Source organism: Cytophagales bacterium (assembly GCA_019456305.1).
GTDB lineage: Bacteria > Bacteroidota > Bacteroidia > Cytophagales > VRUD01 > VRUD01.
Window position 1 is genome coordinate 1 of sequence record VRUD01000159.1, and the last position, 1244, is coordinate 1244.

At 37.4% G+C, this 1244-nt stretch carries 1 protein-coding gene; it reads right to left on the reverse strand.

Features of this window, described 5'->3' with window-relative positions; genetic code table 11:
• On the reverse strand, positions 1-1027 hold a 1027-nt coding region (gene thiL / locus FVQ77_17490), incomplete at its 3' end, for a thiamine-phosphate kinase (GenBank protein MBW8052098.1).
• Positions 1028-1244: the final 217 nt, after the last annotated feature.

Genomic DNA, 1244 nt, shown 5'->3' on the forward strand with positions numbered 1-1244 from the left:
TAAAATGCTCCCACCCCTGCGCCTTTACTTCAACCATGTTCCCTTCTTTTGTTATAAGGTTGACACCTGATTTTTTTTCTGTGAGATGGCCGATCGTAGTAATGTCAGGGTGGTTTTTTATTTTTCCAAAATCACTGGTGTTGATAGTAAAAAGCAGTTCATAATCCTCGCCTCCGTTTAGCATACACGTTGTAGGATCAAGTTTGAATTCAACAGCAGTTTCATAGGCACTCTTCTCTATGGGTAGCTTTTCTTTATATATTTTAGCGCCAACTTTTGAGCTATTGCATATATGCAGCAGTTCAGAAGCCAAACCGTCTGAAATATCGATCATAGATGTTGGTACAATGTTGAGATCTTTAAGCTCATAAATAATATCGGTTCTTGCTTCAGGCATAAGTTGTCTTTTAACCACGTAATCTTTTCCTTCAAGCTCAGGCTGCATATCCTGGTTGTCTAAGAAAACCTGTTTTTCTCTTTCTAATAGTTGTAACCCAATATAGGCACCTCCCAGGTCACCGGTGACACATATCAGGTCATTTTTTTTTCCGGTATTTCTGTAGCTAATGTTTTCTTTTTCAACTGTACCAACTATTGCAACTGAAATTATCAAACCTGAAACTGACGATGTTGTATCACCGCCAACAAGGTCCACATTATAGTTCTTACAGGCTGTTCTTATCCCCTCGTATAATTCCTCAATTGCTTCAAGAGAATATCTGTTGCTTAATGCAAGACTTACGGTTATTTGCTGAGCTATGCCATTCATAGCAGCGATATCGGAGATGTTCACCACTACAGCTTTATAACCCAAATGTTTCAGCGGGGTAAAGGCCATATCAAAATGTATTCCCTCAACAAGCATATCAGTTGAAAACAGCAATAGCTTATCCCGACTTTGTCCCCCCCGAGTAACTCGGGGGGATAGTGGGGACAGGTTTCCATGCTCCTTGCTTTGTTTATTACTCTTTTTATAAAGGGAATCGTTTGGAGCCGGGAAGGCTATCACAGCCGCATCATCACCTATTCCTTTTATTGTAGATTTATTAAAGGTCTCAACATTTTTTCTAATCTTATCAATGAGCCCAAATTCTCCTATTTCACTTAGTTCGGTTCTTTTTTCTTTTTTTTTCATATAATAAATGATAAACAAGATATGTACACTATTGTAGCAACAATTTAATTACGCAATATTGTAATCATAAAATATATTATTTCATTGTTCAATTGTTAAGATGGTTATA